Origin of the sequence: Micromonospora sp. NPDC048169 (assembly GCF_040652815.1) — a bacterium.
In the GTDB taxonomy this organism is placed as follows: Bacteria; Actinomycetota; Actinomycetes; order Mycobacteriales; family Micromonosporaceae; genus Micromonospora.
The window spans coordinates 68,819-84,193 of record NZ_JBEZMS010000019.1 but is presented as its reverse complement, the minus strand read 5'-3'; the positions used below and the strand labels follow the sequence as shown (position 1 = coordinate 84,193).

Annotated in this window: 19 protein-coding genes; 8 read left to right on the top strand and 11 right to left on the bottom strand. The window is 74.4% G+C overall.

From position 1 onward, the window contains the following. Positions 1 to 35: 35 nt before the first annotated feature. Together AB0D28_RS18250 and AB0D28_RS18245 are read left to right on the top strand one after the other, a co-directional pair. Complete coding sequence (locus tag AB0D28_RS18250) at positions 36 to 1,019, top strand: aldo/keto reductase (RefSeq protein WP_357387088.1); 984 nt, start codon at positions 36 to 38, stop codon at positions 1,017 to 1,019. An 82-nt stretch (positions 1,020 to 1,101) separates the two neighbouring features. Then, positions 1,102 to 1,293: a hypothetical protein gene (locus AB0D28_RS18245; RefSeq protein WP_357387086.1), complete on the top strand. Its 192-nt coding sequence runs from the start codon at positions 1,102 to 1,104 to the stop codon at positions 1,291 to 1,293. 81 nt (positions 1,294 to 1,374) lie between these two features. On the opposite strand, the gene AB0D28_RS18240 is transcribed toward AB0D28_RS18245, so the two are convergent. The 7 genes from AB0D28_RS18240 to AB0D28_RS18210 all read right to left on the bottom strand — a co-directional run bounded on the left by AB0D28_RS18240 (position 1,375) and on the right by AB0D28_RS18210 (position 5,669). After that, entirely contained in the window at positions 1,375 to 1,578 is a 204-nt protein-coding gene (locus tag AB0D28_RS18240) for a cold-shock protein (RefSeq protein ID WP_007075740.1), read from the bottom strand. Positions 1,579 to 1,867: 289 nt separating this feature from the next. Beyond that, entirely contained in the window at positions 1,868 to 2,140 is a 273-nt protein-coding gene (locus AB0D28_RS18235; protein WP_357387084.1) for a DUF4235 domain-containing protein, read from the bottom strand. Beyond that, positions 2,137 to 2,478: a DUF3618 domain-containing protein gene (locus AB0D28_RS18230; protein WP_357387082.1), complete on the bottom strand. Its 342-nt coding sequence runs from the start codon at positions 2,476 to 2,478 to the stop codon at positions 2,137 to 2,139. Before AB0D28_RS18230 ends, AB0D28_RS18235 begins: the two co-directional genes overlap by 4 nt. Continuing rightward, positions 2,475 to 2,909: a phage holin family protein gene (locus AB0D28_RS18225; RefSeq protein ID WP_357387080.1), complete on the bottom strand. Its 435-nt coding sequence runs from the start codon at positions 2,907 to 2,909 to the stop codon at positions 2,475 to 2,477. Before AB0D28_RS18225 ends, AB0D28_RS18230 begins: the two co-directional genes overlap by 4 nt. Positions 2,910 to 3,149: 240 nt before the next feature. Next, positions 3,150 to 4,346, bottom strand: coding sequence for a mechanosensitive ion channel family protein (locus tag AB0D28_RS18220; RefSeq protein ID WP_357387078.1), 1,197 nt, complete (start codon positions 4,344 to 4,346; stop codon positions 3,150 to 3,152). A 76-nt stretch (positions 4,347 to 4,422) separates the two neighbouring features. Continuing rightward, positions 4,423 to 5,244, bottom strand: a complete 822-nt coding sequence (locus AB0D28_RS18215) for a DUF1206 domain-containing protein (RefSeq protein ID WP_357387076.1) — start codon at positions 5,242 to 5,244, stop codon at positions 4,423 to 4,425. Positions 5,245 to 5,309: 65 nt separating this feature from the next. After that, a complete protein-coding gene (locus AB0D28_RS18210; RefSeq protein WP_354867092.1) occupies positions 5,310 to 5,669 on the bottom strand; it encodes a hypothetical protein in 360 nt (119 codons plus the stop codon). A gap of 99 nt (positions 5,670 to 5,768) precedes the next feature. Between AB0D28_RS18210 and AB0D28_RS18205 the strand changes: the two genes are divergently transcribed. After that, entirely contained in the window at positions 5,769 to 6,995 is a 1,227-nt protein-coding gene (locus tag AB0D28_RS18205; RefSeq protein ID WP_357387074.1) for a cysteine desulfurase-like protein, read from the top strand. Then, positions 6,992 to 7,279, top strand: a complete 288-nt coding sequence (locus AB0D28_RS18200; RefSeq protein WP_357387072.1) for a GNAT family N-acetyltransferase — start codon at positions 6,992 to 6,994, stop codon at positions 7,277 to 7,279. The genes AB0D28_RS18205 and AB0D28_RS18200 overlap by 4 nt, the downstream gene beginning before the upstream one ends. A gap of 45 nt (positions 7,280 to 7,324) precedes the next feature. Here AB0D28_RS18200 and AB0D28_RS18195 read toward each other — a convergent pair whose 3' ends face one another. Beyond that, positions 7,325 to 8,824 (bottom strand): glycoside hydrolase family 3 protein, encoded by a 1,500-nt coding sequence (locus AB0D28_RS18195; RefSeq protein WP_357387070.1) that lies wholly within the window; start codon positions 8,822 to 8,824, stop codon positions 7,325 to 7,327. Positions 8,825 to 8,963: 139 nt separating this feature from the next. On the opposite strand from AB0D28_RS18195, the gene AB0D28_RS18190 reads away from it, so the two are divergent. The 4 genes from AB0D28_RS18190 (at position 8,964) to AB0D28_RS18175 (ending at position 12,520) form a co-directional block, all read left to right on the top strand. Further along, the gene (locus AB0D28_RS18190) at positions 8,964 to 9,086 is read left to right on the top strand and encodes a hypothetical protein (protein ID WP_013285408.1); all 123 of its coding nucleotides are present in this window, start codon (positions 8,964 to 8,966) and stop codon (positions 9,084 to 9,086) included. A 68-nt stretch (positions 9,087 to 9,154) separates the two neighbouring features. Then, positions 9,155 to 10,786 carry a RecQ family ATP-dependent DNA helicase gene (locus AB0D28_RS18185; protein WP_357387067.1) on the top strand — a complete coding sequence of 544 codons (1,632 nt, stop codon included), beginning with the start codon at positions 9,155 to 9,157 and terminating at the stop codon, positions 10,784 to 10,786. 63 nt (positions 10,787 to 10,849) lie between these two features. Further along, on the top strand, positions 10,850 to 11,353 hold the full coding sequence (locus AB0D28_RS18180) for a hypothetical protein (RefSeq protein ID WP_357387066.1): 504 nt from the start codon (positions 10,850 to 10,852) through the stop codon (positions 11,351 to 11,353). Positions 11,354 to 11,476: 123 nt separating this feature from the next. Further along, positions 11,477 to 12,520, top strand: a complete 1,044-nt coding sequence (locus AB0D28_RS18175) for a helix-turn-helix domain-containing protein (protein ID WP_357387064.1) — start codon at positions 11,477 to 11,479, stop codon at positions 12,518 to 12,520. Between the two features lie 173 nt (positions 12,521 to 12,693). On the opposite strand, the gene AB0D28_RS18170 is transcribed toward AB0D28_RS18175, so the two are convergent. From AB0D28_RS18170 to AB0D28_RS18160, 3 genes are read right to left on the bottom strand one after another with little or no spacing between them, the layout of a single operon-like run. Further along, entirely contained in the window at positions 12,694 to 13,683 is a 990-nt protein-coding gene (locus AB0D28_RS18170; RefSeq protein ID WP_357387062.1) for a DNA topoisomerase IB, read from the bottom strand. Then, entirely contained in the window at positions 13,667 to 14,626 is a 960-nt protein-coding gene (locus AB0D28_RS18165; protein ID WP_357387060.1) for a glycosyltransferase family 9 protein, read from the bottom strand. Before AB0D28_RS18165 ends, AB0D28_RS18170 begins: the two co-directional genes overlap by 17 nt. Next, a complete protein-coding gene (locus AB0D28_RS18160) occupies positions 14,623 to 15,324 on the bottom strand; it encodes an SDR family oxidoreductase (RefSeq protein WP_357387058.1) in 702 nt (233 codons plus the stop codon). The genes AB0D28_RS18165 and AB0D28_RS18160 overlap by 4 nt, the downstream gene beginning before the upstream one ends. Between the last annotated feature and the right edge of the window lie 51 nt (positions 15,325 to 15,375).

Below are 15,375 nucleotides of genomic sequence, written 5' to 3'. Positions count from 1 at the left end.
AGCGCGACGGCAAGCCGCTCACTAGGCTCGGCCGGGTGGAACAGCGCAGCTTCGACCGGCTCGGCCGGCACGTCGGCATCATCGGACTCGGCGCGTGGCAGCTCGGCGCGGACTGGGGCGAGGTCAGCGAGGACGCGGCGCTCGCCGTCCTGGCCGCCGCCGTCGACTCGGGCGTCACCTTCCTGGACACCGCCGACGTGTACGGCGACGGCCGCAGCGAGGCGCTGATCGGCCGGTTCCTGCGCTCCCGTCCCGGGCACGGGCTGACCGTGGCGACCAAGATGGGCCGCCGGGTGGAGCAGACGCCGGAGGCGTACACGCTCGACAACTTCCGGGCCTGGACCGACAGGTCCCGGGCCAACCTCGGCGTCGACACGCTCGACCTGGTGCAACTGCACTGCCCGCCGACCGCCGTCTTCGCCGACGACCGGGTCTTCGACGCGCTCGACACGCTTGTCGCCGAGGGTCGCGTGGCCGGGTACGGCGTCAGCGTGGAGACCTGCGACCAGGCGCTCACCGCCATCGCCCGGCCCGGCGTGGCGAGCGTGCAGATCATCCTCAACGCGGTCCGGCACAAGCCGCTGGAGCGGGTGCTGCCCGCCGCCGCTGCCGCCGGGGTGGGAATCATCGCCCGGGTGCCGCTGGCGAGCGGCCTGCTCTCCGGCCGGTACGACGAGCACACCACGTTCCCGGCGAACGACCACCGCACGTTCAACCGGCACGGCGAGTCGTTCGACGTGGGCGAGACCTTCTCCGGCGTCGACTACGACAGCGGCCTCGCCGCGGTACGCCGGCTCGCGCCGCTGGTCGGCGACGACCGGACGATGGCGCAGTTCGCGCTGCGGTGGATCCTCGACCAGCCCGGCGTGACTGTGGTGATCCCCGGCGCCCGCTCCCCCGAGCAGGCGCGGCGCAACGCCGAGGCGGCCGGGCAGCCGGCGCTGACCGAGGTGGAGCTGGCCGCGGTGCGGGCCACCTACGACGAGCTGATCCGCCCGCAGGTGCACGACCGGTGGTGAACCGACCGGCCGGCGCGGCGTCGCCGGGTGTACGCGGCGGCGGGCATGCTGGAGCGGGACTGTCGTCGTCGGAGGGGGAACGATGAGGGGTTGGTTCCGGCTCACCCTGGGGCTGCTCGCCGTGGTGATCGGTGCGCTGTGGACGGTGCTGGGTCTCGGGTACGTCGAGGGCAGCGCGATGAGCGACAGGCGGATCTGGGCGGTGGTCGGCCCGGTGCTGATCCTGTTCGGACTGGCCGGGCTCTGGTGGGGGATGCGGGCGCGGCGCCGCTGAGCCACCGGGCAAGGCGAAGCCCCGCCTCCCGTACGGGATGCGGGGCTTCCGGCACCGGCCGGCGCGGCCGGTGCGGTCAGCTCAGATGGGGCGGACCTGCTCGGCCTGCGGACCCTTCTGACCCTGGGCGATCTCGAACTCCACCCGCTGGTTCTCCTCCAGCGTGCGGTAGCCGCTGGTCTGGATGGCCGAGAAGTGGACGAACACGTCAGCACCCCCGCCGTCGACGGTGATGAAGCCGAAGCCCTTGTCAGCGTTGAACCACTTCACGGTTCCCTGCGCCATGTGTATCTCCTTCTAAAACTGGCGGCCGAGCACGCCGTGCGGCCGATTGGCCGTTTTCGAGCAGCGGCGCCTGAGGCGGCCCCCATGCGGGAGACTTCTCTCAACCCACGCGTCTCTCAACAGCGTGAGAAAGCAAACCACGTACGCAAAAACTTCGCACAGCCTAGCGGAGGAAATTTCTCCGACATGTGACCTGAAGGTCGCGCGAGCGCCGCCGCGCGGACCGGACGGAGCCATGCGAAAGGCCCCTTCCCCGCGCTCGGGAAAGGGGCCTTTTCCGGCCTTCTCGTCAGTCCGGCCAGCGACCGGTCAACCGGCGTACGCCCACCGCTCCGCCCCTGTCGACGGCGGCCCGCACCACCGCGAAGATGGCGCCCTGCAGGGCCGCGGCGGCCAGCACCTCGCCCCAGCGGCGGTCCTCGTCGGTGGCGCTCGGCGCCTCGCCGTCGCCCGCCGTCACCTTCCAGACCTGGCGGAAGACCGCCCCCGCGACGGCGCCGGCGGCCAGGCCGAGCAGCACCCCCACCGGCTTGTACGCCGCCTTGCCGACCCTGCCGCTCACCTGTGCCTCCCTCGGACGATCACCAGCACCACCGCCGTCACCAGCGCGCCGGCCGCGATGGCCGCCCACGGCAACGGGTTGCGCCCGACCGCCTCGCCCTTCTCGTACGCCTGCGCCCGGACCAGCCGGGCCCGCTGGGCCGCCCGCCCGCGCACCCGGGCCGCGGTCAGCGACGCCTGCTCACGCATCCGCGCCTTCGCCTGCTCGGCCGAGTGCCGCACCAGCGCCTTCGGATCGGCCCTGGCCGCGAGCAACTCCACCGTCTCACCGAGCTCCACCCGGGTCCGGCGGATCTCCTCCCGGAGCGCCGCCACGTCCCCGGTCCCGTTACCGGTCATGCCCGCCTCCCGTCCTTCACCGCGGCGGTGACCGTCTCGACGTCCGCCCGAACGCTGCGGACCGTCGCCTGGGGCACCGGCGGGACGGCACGGCTGACCTGCTTCTTGCCCACGAGCGCCAGGATCCCGGCGAGCAGGAACAACGCCACCGCCACGATCAGGGCGGCGAGCCACGCCGGCATGACCAGCGCCAGCAGCAGGATCACGGTGGCGACCAGGGCCCCGGCGCCGTAGAGCGCCATCACCCCGCCGCCGCCGAACAGACCGATCCCGATCCCGGCGTGCTTGCCCTTCTCGGTCAGCTCCGCACGGGCCAGGGCCAGCTCGTCCCGCACCAGGCGGGTGACCTGCTCGGTGGCGCGCTGTACCAGTTCGGCGGTGGACGGCTCGCTCCCGGTCCGCGACGTGCTGCGACTCGCGACGTCAGCCATGCTGTCCTCCTTTCGTCATCACCGCGCTGTATGCCCGGAGTCGCCGCTCGTCAATCCTGCGCGGCGCGGCCGGTACGTCCGGCCGCGCGCCGCCGCAAGCCGGTGCCGGGCACCGGATCCGGGGCGTGCGCACCACGTCCCCCGCCACGGCCCGGCCAAACCCGTGCGGCCGGAAAGCCGCCCGTACGCGCCGAACCCCCGGCGCCGTGGGCGGCCGGGGGCTCCGATCGGGGTACGGGGTCAGCCGCGCGCCTCGGCGTGCTCCTCCCGGCCCACGAACACCTCGCTGCGGGCGTCGCCGTCGTCGCTGCCGCCGAAGACCCGCGCGTCGTCGGGCGCCTCGGTGCCGGCCGGGCGGCGTACCGGGCGGCGCGGCTGCGCCGCCTGCCAGGGCAGCGGCCCGGTGGCCTCGCCGATCTCGGCGCGCAGCCGGGGCAGGGCGGTCGGGCGCTGGTCGCGTACCCAGGCCACCAGGTGCTCGCGGACCAGGCACCGCAGGTCCCACAGGCTGCCCGCGTCGGCGGCGCTGACCAGCGCGCGGACCTTGACCAGGCCACCCGTCGCGTCGGTCACCTGGAGCACGCAGACCCGTCCGTCCCACAGCTCGGTGCCCTCGCACAGGCGGCGCAGCTCCTCCCGCATCGCCTGCACCGGGATGGCCCAGTCCAGCTCGAACTCGGCGGTGCCGAGCACCGCCGCCTCGGTACGGGTCCAGTTCTGGAACGGCCGGCTGGTGAAGTACGAGGTGGGCAGGATCAGCCGTCGGTCGTCCCAGACCTGCACCACCACGTAGCTGAGCGTCAGCTCCTCGATCCGGCCCCACTCCCCCTCGACCACCACCACGTCGTCCAGGCGCACCGCGTCGCTGAACGCGAGCTGGAGACCGGCGAAGACGTTGGCGAGCAGGCTCTGCGCGGCCAGCGCGGCGACCGCGGCGATCACACCGGCCGAGGTCAGCACACCGGCGCCCACCCCGCGGACGGCCGGGAAGGTCATCAGCATCACGCCGACCGTGAGGATCACGATCACCGCGATGGTCAGCCGGCGCAGCAGCACCACCTGGGTACGCACCCGGCGGGCGTGCCTGTTGTTCGGCACGTCGACCCGGAACCGGGCCAGCGCGGTGTCCTCCGCCACCACCAGCAGCGAGGCCACCAGCCAGGCGGTGGCCGCGATCGTCGCCAGCACCAGCGTGTGCAGGACGAACTGCCGCCACGGGCTGCCGACCGCGTACCCGGTGGTGAACCGGACCGCGAACTGCACCGCGGCCACCGTGAGCGCGACCTGGAACGCGCGGTGCGCGTGCTCGGTCAGCTCGGTCATCAGCAGCGAGCGGCGGCCGAGGCGGCGGATGACCCGGTGCACCACCTGGGCCAGCACCAACGCGATCGCCGCCGCGGCGAGCGCGGCGGCGACGGTCACGACGTAACTCTGCACGAACTCTCTCTCCCTCCGACCGGGCGGAATCGGGCAAGGGCCCAATGGTGCCCGGCGGCCCGGGTATCGACCAGGATCAGACCTTGCGGTACCGGGACTGGAAGAAGCAGTAGACACCGAACGCCGCGATGCCGAGCGCCATGAGCGCCAGCAGCCACGGCCCGTACGACTGGTCGCGCAGCGTACGCAGGGCGGCGTCGAGGCCACGCGCCTTCTCCGGGTCGTAGTTCACCGCGGCGACCACGACCAGCCCGCCGGCGATGGCGAACACCGCGCCCCGGGAGGCGTACCCGGCCATGCCGAGCCGACGGGTGAGCTGGCGGGTCTTCGGGCTCATCTCGCCGGTCTTGAGGTTGCGCTCGAACTTCTTCTTCAGGCCGTAGATCACCATGCCGACGCCGAGCGCGGCGAGCGCCAGGCCGGCCAGCCCGACCAGCCACCGGCCGCCGTCGGAGGCCATCAGCTTCTCGGAGAACTGCTGCTGCTGGTCGGAGGCGTTCTCGCTGGCGTCCTGGAAGACCTTGATCGCGGTCCAGCCCAGCCAGACGAACACGACGACCCGGACCGCCGAGGCGATCCGCTCGAACAGCCGTTCCTTGCCGGTGCGGGACACGTGGCCGGAGATCGCCTCGAAGGCCTGCCAGATCGCCATGGCGAACAGGCCGACCGCCATCGCGATCAGGAGGAACTTCCCGAGCGGCTGCTCACCGAGGGTGCGCAGCGCGCCGTTCTGGTTACCCTCCTCGCCCGAGTTCCCGAAGGCGATCTGCAGCGCCAGCCAGGCGAGGAGCAGGTGCACAACTCCGTAACCGATGAATCCGGCACGGGTCAACAGTTCGAGCCACCGGCTGTTTCGAGCCTGGGCGGCGGTGGCTCCGGCATTCCGGGTGAGAGACATGAGCCCTCAATCTCCCGGCGGGCGATTTTCCAAACGTCCGCGCCCGCCGGGACGGCCGAAACGGATCAGCCGTTGAGGTCGCGGGCGACCCGCAGCACCACCTGCTGGTCGGTGACGCTGTCCAGGCTGACCTGGAAGCCGGCGACCTCGGTGGCCTGCTGGCCGACGGTGAGCGAGAGCTGTTCCCCGGCCACCTCGACCGTCACCTGGTCGCCCTGGGCGCCGACCAGCTTGGCCTCGACGCCGAGGATCCGCGCGCTGGCCTCGACGCCGCGGTCGAAGGTGATCGTGCAGGCGTCCAGACCGCAGTCGGTCTCGGCGCCCTCGGAGCTGCATCCGGCGAGCAGTGCGGCGCCGAGGGCCAGGCCGGCGAGCAGACCGGCGGCGCGGCGGGCGGGGGCGGAGGTGGCGCGTCGGATCGTCACCGGCCCAAGGATAGGCGGCCCGCGCCACGGCGCCTTCGCCCACCGGTGCCGGGAGGCCACGCCGGGCGGCGTGTCCGGGGTGCGCGCTAGGGTGCCGGAATGGCTTTCGACGTCGCCCGGGTCCGGGCCGCCTACCCTGCCCTGGGCGAGGGATTCGCCCACTTCGACGGCGCCGGGGGCACCCAGACCGCCGCCGGCGTCGTCGAGGCCGTGGCCGGGGCGATGCGTGCCGCCACCGGTAACCGCAGCACCGCGTTCCCGCCCGGCCGCCGGGCGCTCGACCTGGTCGCCGGGGCGCGGGCCGCGGTCGCCGACCTGCTCGGCGCGCAGCCGTCGGGCGTGGTGCTCGGGCCGAGCGCGACAGCGCTGACGTACACGCTGGCCCGCACGCTCGGCGCGGGCTGGCGTCCGGGCGACGAGGTGGTGGTGTCCCGGCTGGATCACGACGCCAACGTCCGCCCGTGGGTGCAGGCCGCGCAGGCGTCCGGCGCCACGGTGCGCTGGGCCGAGTTCGACCCGGCGACCGGCGAGCTACCCGCCGGGCAGTACGCCGACCTGGTCACCGACCGCACCCGGCTGGTGGCGGTGACCGCCGGCAGCAACGCGATCGGCACCGTGCCGGACGTGGCGGCGATCGCCAAGACCGCGCACGCGGCCGGGGCGCTGCTCTGCGTGGACGGCGTGCACTCCGTGCCGCACGGCCCGACCGACCTGGCCTCGCTCGGCGCCGACTTCCTGGTGACCAGCGCGTACAAGTGGTCCGGTCCGCACCTGGCGGCGATGGTTGCCGATCCGCGGCGGTGGGCGGAGCTTCGCCCGGCGAAGCTGCTCCCCTCCGCCGACGCGGTGCCGGACCGGTTCGAGTACGGCACGCCGAGCTTCCCGCTGCTGGCCGGGGTGACCGCCGCGGTGGACCACCTGGCCGGCCTGGACCCGGAGGCGACCGGCGATCGCCGGGAACGCCTGCGCGCCGGGCTGGCCGCCGCGCGGGCGCACGAGGAGGCGGTCTTCGACCGGCTGCTCGCCGGGCTCGCCGACCGCCCGTTCGTGACCGTGTACGCCGCACCGGCCCGGCGCTGCCCCACGGTGTCGTTCCGGGTGGCCGGTCTGGCCCCGGCACGGACGGCGGCGGCGCTCGGCGAGGCGGGCCTGTGCCTGTCGCACGGCGACTACTACGCCTACGAGTACTTCGAGGGCATGGGCCTGCGCGCCGACGGCGGCGCGGTGCGGGCCAGCGTCTACCACTACAACACTGTCGACGAGGTGGACCGGCTGCTGGTCGAACTGGACCGGCTGGCCGGGCCCGGAGGGAGAATGATCCGGTGAGTTTTCTGGTCGAGGAGAACACCGCCGAGCGCCGCTTCGAGATCCTGGTGGACGACGCGCTGGGCGGGTTCGCCGCGTACACGCCCCGGGGCGAGACGCTCGTCTTCACCCACACTGAGGTCGACGACCGGTTCCAGGGCAAGGGCGTCGGCGCGGCGCTGGTCCGGGGCGCGCTGGAGCAGGTCCGTGCCCGGGGCGGCCGGGTGGTGGCGCAGTGCCCGTTCGTGGCCTCGTTCATCGAACGCCACCCCGAGTACGCCGACCTGCTGGCCGACAAGCCGTGAGGCCCGGCCCGGCCGGGGGACCTCCCCACCCGGCCGGGCCGGGAGTCAGCGTGCCCCGGTCAGCACCTCGGCGGCGGCCCGCGCCGCTGCGGCGGTCGCGCCGTGGGTGGCCAGGTGCACCGCGCCGGTGACCAGCTCGGGCACGCCCAGCTCGACCACCACCGCGTCCGGGCGGGCGGCGAGCGCCCGGCGTACCGCGTCCCGCATCCAGTCGTGGCGGTGCAGGTCGCGCACCACGAGCACCAGCGGCCGGCCGGCCGGCGCCGCTCCTGGATCGGCCGGTACGGCGTCGGCGGCGTAGCGGGCGGTGGTGGTGCCCGGCGCCAGGTGGGCCAGCGGCGCGGCGATGCCCCACGGCGTCTCCTCGCCGATGGCGATGTTGCGTGCGGGCGCGAACTCCACCACGTGCGCCGGACCGGCCAGCGGCAGCAGCCCGGCGTCGCCGGTGACCCGTACCGCCCGGCGGGCGGCGGCGAGCCCGATCGGTGGGTTCCCGGCCGAGGGCGGGCCGGCGGTCCGGCGGGCGCGGGCGGCGACGCTCCACGCGGCGAGCTGACCGACGCGCTTGGCCGCCTCGGCGAGCCGTTCCTCGGGCAGTTCCCCGCTGATCACCGCCGCGACGATCGCGTCGCGCAGCTCGCGGGCGTCCGCCTCGGTGGCCCGTTCCCCGCCCACACAGATCGCGTCGGCCCCGGCCACGAGCGCGCGCACGGCGGCGCCGGTGAAGCCGTACCGGTCGGCCACCGCGCGCATCTCCACCGCGTCGGTGACCACCACGCCGCCGAAGCCCATCTCCTCACGCAGCAGGCCGCCGAGCACGCGCGGGCTGAGGGTGGCGGGCAACTCCGGGTCCAGCGCCGGCACCAGCAGGTGACCGGTCATCACCGCCTGCGCCCCGGCCGCGACGGCGGCACGGAACGGGGCGAGTTCGACAGCGTCGAGGCGGGCCCGGTCGCCGCCGATGCGCGGCAGGTCGTGGTGCGAGTCGACCCGGGTGTCGCCGTGGCCGGGGAAGTGCTTGGCGCAGGCGGCCACGCCGCCGGCCTGCAGGCCGCGTACCCAGGCGGCGGTGTGCCGGGCGACGAGTTCCGGGTCGGCGCCGAAGGAGCGCACCCCGATGACCGGGTTGGCCGGGTTGGAGTTGACGTCGGCGTCCGGGGCGTAGTCGAGCGTCACGCCGACGGCGGCGAGTTCGGCGCCGAGGTCGCGGGCGACCTCCTCGGTCAGCGCCGGGTCGTCGACCGCGCCGAGCGCGTAGTTGCCGGGCCGGGAGCTGCCCCGGGCCGACTCGATCCGGGTGACGTCGCCGGCCTCCTCGTCGATCGCGACGATGACGTCCGGCCGCTCGGCGCGCAGGTTCGCGGTGAGCGTGGCGACCTGCTCGTTGTCGACGACGTTGCGGGCGAACAGGACGACCGAGCCGAGCCCTTCGCCGAGCCAGCGGCACACCCACGGCGGCGGCGTGGTGCCGACGAACCCGGGTTGCAGGACGGCGGCGGCGAGCGCCGCCAGGTCTCCGGTCGATCCCACGGTCCGCTCGCTCATGTGCTGTCGTACCCCCGTCTCCCCCACGGACCCGCCAGGACCGGCGGGTGCTGCCATGGTCACACCGCGCAGCTAAATAGTCAACAATCCTTACTGTTAGCCGCTGGCGTCCCGGGACCACCCGTGGGAGAGTTCCCACATGTCCGCCCTGCCGCTCGCCGACGCCACCAGCGCCGCCGACATCCCCGGCGTACGCCTGCTCGGCCTGGTGGTCGGCGGCCTGTTCCTGCTGATCGCGATCCGGGCCATGTTCCGCCGCTGATCCCGCGCCGGGCGGTGAGCGGCGGCGCCGGTTTCGGGCGGGATCGCCGGGGGTAGCTGAGGCGCTTGATGAAACTGACCACGCACTCCACCAGCCTGCGCCGGGCGGCGCGGAACCTGTTCGGCTGGACCGCGCTGCGGCCCAACCAGCTCGCCGCCATGCGCGCCGTGATGAAGCGCCGCGACGCCCTGGTGGTGCTGCCCACCGGCGCCGGCAAGTCGGCGATCTACCAGATCCCGGCCAGCCTGATCCCCGGCCCGACGGTGGTGATCTCCCCGCTGCTGGCGTTGCAGCAGGACCAGATCGCCGCGCTCAACGAACGGCAGCGCCCGGAGCTGCGCGCGGTGCGGATCAGCTCGGACGAGAGCGCCGCGCAGCAGGCCGAGGCGATCGAGGACATCCGGGCCGGGCGCGCGGAGTTCCTGTTCATCACGCCGGAGGCGCTGAGCAATCCGGACCGCCTGGCCGAGGTGCGCGAGCTGAAGCCGGCGCTGGTGGCGATCGACGAGGCGCACTGCATCTCCGCGTGGGGCCACGACTTCCGCCCGGACTACCTGGCGCTCGGCCACCTGATCGACGGCCTGGGACGGCCGCCGGTGGTGGCGCTCACCGCGACCGCCTCCCCGCCGGTACGCGACGACATCATCGCCCGGCTGCGGCTGCGCGAGCCGGAGGTGGTGGTCTCCGGGCTGGACCGGCCCAACCTCTTCCTGGAGGTGGCCTACTGCCCGACCGACGACTACCGGTGGCGGCGGCTCATCGCCCTGCTGCGCGACGACGAGCGGCCCGGCATCATCTACGTGCCGACCCGCCGGGCGGCCGAGGAACTGGCCGAGCGGCTCACCGGCGCCGGTTTCCCGGCCGAGTTCTACCACGGCGGCATGCCCACTGCGGCCCGGCACGAGCTGCACGAGGCGTTCCTGGCCGACCGGGTGCCGATCATGGTGGCCACGTCGGCGTTCGGCATGGGCATCGACAAGCCGAACATCGCCTGGGTGGTGCACATGGCGCTGCCCGACTCGCCGGACAGCTACTTCCAGGAGATCGGCCGGGCCGGGCGGGACGGCTCGCCGGCCCGGGTGCTGCTGCTGTGGCGCTCCGAGGACGTCGGGCTCCAGCGCTACTTCAGCGGCGGGCTGCCCGACGAGAAGGAACTGACCGAACTGGCGGCGGTGCTGCGCGGCAAGGCCCGCAACCGCAAGGAACTGCGTGAGCTGACCGGTCTCGGCCCACGCAAGCTGGGGCAGTACCTGTCCCTGCTGGAGCAGGTCGGCGCCGCCGAGCCACGGGCCAAGCAGCGCATCGGCGCGCCCCGGTACGCCCCGGCGGCGGTCGAGGCCGGCCGCGCCGCGCTGGCCGAGGCGGAACGGCAGCAGACGGTCACCCGGTCGCGTACCGACATGATGCGCGCCTTCGCCGAGACCACCGGCTGCCGCGGCCAGGCTCTGCTGGCGTACTTCGGCGAGCAGATGAACGAGGTCTGCGCGCACTGCGACAACTGCCACGCGGGCACCAGTGTGGCCGGTGACGGCGCGGTCGGGCCGTTCCCGGTGCACAGTCAGGTCCGCCACCCGGAGTGGGGCTCCGGCCTGGTGCTCAGCTACGAGGAGGACCGGATGACCGTGCTCTTCGACGAGGTGGGCTACAAGACGCTGTCCGTGCGCGTGGTGTCCGAACAGGGCCTGCTGACGCTGGACTAGCCTGACCCGGGCGCCACGGGGGCGCCCGTCGACAACGACGACCACGGCGAAAGGGGCCTGATCGTGATCGAGCAGCCGGCGTACACCCGGTTCGGCGTCTCCGACGAGGAGTGGGGACTGCTTGTGGGGCTGCCGCAGTCGGTGATCACCGCCGCGGCCGCCGCCGAGTCCGACGGCACCCGCCGGACCATGGCCGAGAACGCCGCCGGGCTGGAGACCATCGCCGCCGGCCGGGAGTCGGCGAGCCCGCTGGTCGCGGCGGTGGCAGGTGAGGTCGTCGACCGGGTGGGCGACCCGGAGACCGGGGCGGAGCTGCCGGTGATCACGCCGGACGACCCGAAGGCGATGATCGAGGACGTGCTGGCCCGGGCCGGGCAGGCGTCCGCACTGCTCGGCGCGCGGGTGGACGAGGGGCAGGCCGGGGCGTACCGGCACTGGCTGGTGGAGATCGCCGAGCAGGTGGTGGGTGCCGCCTCCACCGGCGGCATCCTGGGTCTGGGCGGTGACACGGTGACCGATTCCGAGCGCCGGTTCCGGGACCGGCTGGCCCACGTGCTGAACGACTGAACGGACTCCTAACAGAAGGCTCGTCGATCCGTCAATGACGGACGTCACGCCCCACGGGTGTCGCTTTTCGACCCCGTGGGGCGTCCTGCTTAGAGCAGGAGTGACGAGCCACGGGGGTCGTTGATGGACGGAAAGCTGCAACGCCAGGTCCTCGACACGGCGGCGCTGCCGCCACGGGAACGCTTCGGCATGTGGCTGGACATGCTGGCGGGCATCCCGACGCCGCTGCGGGTGCACACCGCGCACGCCGACGACTTCGTCGCCCGCGCGGAGTTCATCGAACTGGGCCCGATGCGGCTCATCCGCTACCGCTACCCGTCGGTGGACTGCGTGCGCACCTCGAAGCTGATCCAGCGCTCCGACCCGGACTACTACCTGCTCGCGCTGACGCTCACCGGGACCAGCCAGGCCGACCAGGAGGGGCGGCGGGCCCGGTGCCGCCCCGGTGACCTCACCTTCTACGACTGCTCCCGCCCGCACGAGGTCAGCCACCACGCCGACGCCGCCGGTCCCGCGTACGCCCGCTCCATCGTGGCCCTCATGCCGTACGACGCGCTGCCACTGCCGCACCGCCGGCTAGCCCGCCTGTTCGCCGGCCGGATGTCCGGCTCCGAGGGCGTCGGCGCGCTGGTCGCCGACTTCCTCACCCGGATCACCGCGCACCCCGAGCAGTACCACGCGGCGGACGCGGAGCGGCTGGGCGCCGTCGGGCTGGACCTGGTCGCCACGCTGCTCGGGCGCAACCTCGTCTCCGAGGACGCGGTGCCCACCGAGATCCGGCGGCGTGCGCTGCGGGAACAGGTGCACGGGTACGTGCGCCAGCATCTCGGCGACGCCACGCTGGACCCGGGCCGGATCGCCGACGCGCATCACATCTCGCTGCGCTCGCTGCACCGGCTCTTCGAGGACGAGGAGACAACCGTGGCCGCGTACATCCGGGACGAGCGACTGGCCCGGTGCCGTCGCGATCTCACCGACCCGGCACTCGGCGACCGCTCGATCCAGGTCATCGCCGCCCGCTGGGGTTTTCGGGACAAGGCGCACTTCAGCCGGGTCTTCCGGGCCGCGCACGGGGAGACGCCGCAGGCGTACCGGGCCCGTCACCTGGAATCGGCACGGATCGTCAACACCACGGCATCCGCCGTCAACTCGGCCCGTACATACTGATCTCGGGCCGATACCGCTCGCGGTGGCCCACGGATATCGGGGGGCCGCGGCGTGGCGCCCGCGGCGGTTCAGCCGTGGGCGGCCCCGCCCGGTAAAGCCCCGGCACCGCACCCGCGGCCACGGTTTCCGGCCCCGTCGCGCATCCCCCCAGGACCGGCGGGGCCGGTCGGCACTCAGCCGGCCTCCTCCTCCAGCAGCGCCAGCACCGACTTCTCCACCGCCTCGCGCGGCATCTCCGGCCGTACCGGCGCCAGCACCCCGTCGTGGTAGAGGTCGACCACGCGCGGGTCCACGTATGAGGTCCGGGCCACCGTCGGGGTGTTGCCGAGCAGTTCGGCCACCGAACGCATCACCGCCGCCACGGCGCGCTTGCGGGCGGTGGCGGAGCGCTGCGGGCCCACGGTGGCCAGTTCGGCGGCGGCCAGCACCGTCGCGTGCCAGGTGCGGAAGTCCTTCGCGGTCATCTCGCCGCCGCTGGCGTCGCGCAGGTAGTCGTTCACCTCGTCGCTGCGCACGTCGCGCCAGGCCCGGCCGTCCCAGTACCCGAACAGCCGCTCCTGCGCCCGCCGCCGCCGGCGCAGGTTGAGCAGCACCTGGCACAGTTCCGCGTCCTCGATCCGGCGGACCTGCTCGATCCCGCCCTTGGCCGGGAACTCGAACACCACGCAGCCGCCCCGGGAACGGGCGTGCTCGGGCCGCAGCGTGGCCACCCCGAACGTGGGGTCGTCACCGGTGGCGTACTGGTCGCTGCCGACCCGGAACGCGCCCATGTCCAGCAGCCGGGCGACAGTCGCCAGCACCCGTTCCCGGCGCAGGCCGCGCAGCGCCAGGTCCTGCGTCACCCGGTCGCGCAGCGCCGGCAGCCGGTGCGCGACCTCCAGCACGTGGTCGAACTTGGCCTCGTCGCGCTTGCGCCGCCAGCCCGGGTGGTAGAGGTACTGCTTGCGGCCCGCCGCGTCGATCCCGGTGGCCTGGATGTGGCCGTTCGGGTACGGCGAGATCCACACGTTCCGCCAGGCGGGCGGGATCACCAGCTCGCGCAGCCGTACCAGTTCCTCGGCGTCGCGCACCGGCTCGCCGGCCGGGTCGAGGAACAGCCAGCCCTTGCCACGCCGCCGACGGGCGTACCCCGGCCGGCCCGGATCGCTACGCCGCAACCGCACCGGATACCCGTTCCACGTCGGCCACCGCGGCCACCACCTCGTCGATCCCGATGGCATCCAATGTCGGGTGGGTTCCTACCCCGCCCGACCCGGTCGAATCCCGGTTGACGGGCGCAGGCTCGATCGCACCCAGCGCCCGGTGGCGGGGGCGGTCCGGCGGTGGACCCCAGTGTGCCGCCGGCACCGGGCCGAACAGCACCACCGAGGCGGTGCCGTAGCCGGTGGCGAGGTGCGCCACGCCGGTGTCCCCGCTGACCACCAGCCGCGCGCCCGCGACGAGCGCGGCCATCTCGGCCAGTCCGGTCCGCCCGGCCAGCACCGCCTGCGGCGGCAGCCCGGCGTCGCGGGCGACCCGCTCGGCCAGCGCCCGCTCGTCCGGCGAGCCGGTCACCGCCACCCGGTGCCCGCGCGCGGCCAGTTCCCGGGCCAGCCCGGCGAACCGGTCCGCCGGCCAGCGCTTCGCCGGGATCTTGCCGCCCGGGTGCAGCAGCGTCACCCCGGCCGGCACGCCGGCCGCCGCCGGACGCCGCAGCGCCAGGTCCCCCGGGTCGGCCGGCAGCCCGTACGCGTGCAGCAGCCGGCACCAGCGGCGGACCTCGTGCTCGTCGTCGTCCCAGGCCGGGCCGTCCGGGTGCCCGGCGCCCGGGTTGCGGTAGGCCAGCACGCGGCCGGGGCGGACGGCGGCCAGCGCCCGGTGCGACTGCGGTCCCCGGCCGTGCAGGTTGACAGCCACCTCCGGCGGCGGTCCGGTCCACCCGATCCGGTCCGGCCCGGTGGTGGGCAGCACCCGGTCGACCGCCCCGGTCAGCTCCGCCAGCGGCGCCAGCCAGGCCGGCCCGGCGAGCACCAGCTCCCGGCCCGGCAGGCCGGCGCGCAGACCGCGCAGCGCCGGCACGGCGGTGGCCAGGTCGCCGACCCCGAGCGCCCGCAGCACCAGGATCACGGGTACGAGGACTCCCGCGCGGCGCAGACGACCATCTCGCGTACCGCGCAGCCGGCCGGCTGGGACAGCGCGAACATGACCGCGGCGGCGGTGTCGGCCGGCTCGTTGAGCACCGCGTCCGGGCCGGGGCGGTACTGCGCGTCCCGCTCGTCGAAGAACGCGGTCCGCATCCCGCCCGGGATCAGCAGCGTCACGCCGACCGCTCCGGCGAGTTCGGCGGCGAGCGCCCGGGTGAACCCGACCACCCCGAACTTCGCCGCGCAGTACGCCGTCGCGTCGCTGACCGCCTTCACGCCGAGCGTGGAGGCGACGGTGACGATGCTGCCCCGGGAGGCCTCCAGCCAGGGCAGGGCGGCCCGGATCACCGCGGCGGTGGCGAGCAGGTCGACGGTGACGATCCGTTCCCAGGTCTCGGCCGGGATGTCGGCGAGCTTCCCGGGCACGTCCATCCCGGCGGCGGTGACCACGGCGTCCAGCCCGCCGGAGCGTTCCGCGAGGTCGCGGGTGGCGGCCTCGGCGGCCCGGGTGTCGGCCAGGTCGCACTCGGCCCAGGGCACCCCGTCGGCGGGCCGCTGCCGGTCCAGCACCAGCGGGCGACCACCGGCGCGGGCCACCGCGGCGACCACCGCCGCCCCGAGCCCACTGGAACCGCCGGTGACCAGGACGGTCGGCCCGGCGCCGGGCGCGCCGGTGCTCACGCCGCCACCGTCGGGCCGGCGGGAGCGGCCGTGCCGGGTCGGATGCGTCGC